Source organism: Halorussus ruber (genome assembly GCF_004765785.1).
GTDB classification, from domain to species: domain Archaea; phylum Halobacteriota; class Halobacteria; order Halobacteriales; family Haladaptataceae; genus Halorussus; species Halorussus ruber.
On record NZ_SBIT01000034.1, the window covers coordinates 1 to 774 of the forward strand.

1 pseudogene is annotated in these 774 nt (G+C 67.7%); it reads left to right on the plus strand.

From position 1 onward, the window contains the following. Positions 1-774: pseudogene (locus EPL01_RS21285) on the plus strand (hypothetical protein); the annotation flags it as partial.

Here is a 774-nt window from a genome sequence, read left to right on the forward strand (position 1 = left end):
AAACGCAAGGCCCACCCGGAAATAAAACGCAGGGGCCACCGGGGAACAAGACGCAGGGACCGCCCGGAAACAAAACCCAAGGGCCGCCCGGAAATAAGACGCGAGGCCCACCGGAAGACCCCGGACCACCTGAAGACCCCGGACCGCCCGAGGACCGAGGCCCACCAGAAGACCGTGGCGGTGGCCCACCCGAGGACCGCGGGCCGCCCGAGTGGGCGCAGAACCCGGAGACGCCGCCGAGTGTCGCGCACAACCGGTCGGCGCTCGCTAACAAGAGCAAACCGTTAGCGAACGCCTCGGTCAACGTCACCTTCCGCGACGACGCCTCGGCCGCCGACTACCGACTGGCGGCGATTGCCGCGCTCCAGCAGGCCGACTTCGACGGCCCCGGACGGTCAGCCCAGCGCCACCGCACCGCCGCACTCAAAGCCCTCAACAAGTCCCTGGAGTACGTCCTCGACGCGAACCGCACCACGTCGGCCACCCTCTTCGAACACGACAAAGAAGCCAGTACTCCCCCGCAGTTCGCCCCGAACGTCACGAAACTGCTGGTCCGTTCTGACGAGCAACTCGCTACGACCGCCATCGCCGACGCCGAGCGCGTCCGCGAGACCCTTCGGGAGCGAAACGTCTCGTTCGACGAATCAGCAGTCGCGGAGAACATCACGGGCGCGAAGGCGGCGGTCGAGCGCGCCGAGCGCTTCCGGAATCGCGGCCAGCACCATACCGCTATCACTCAGTACCGGGTCGCGTGGATTCACGCCCAGCAGGCGC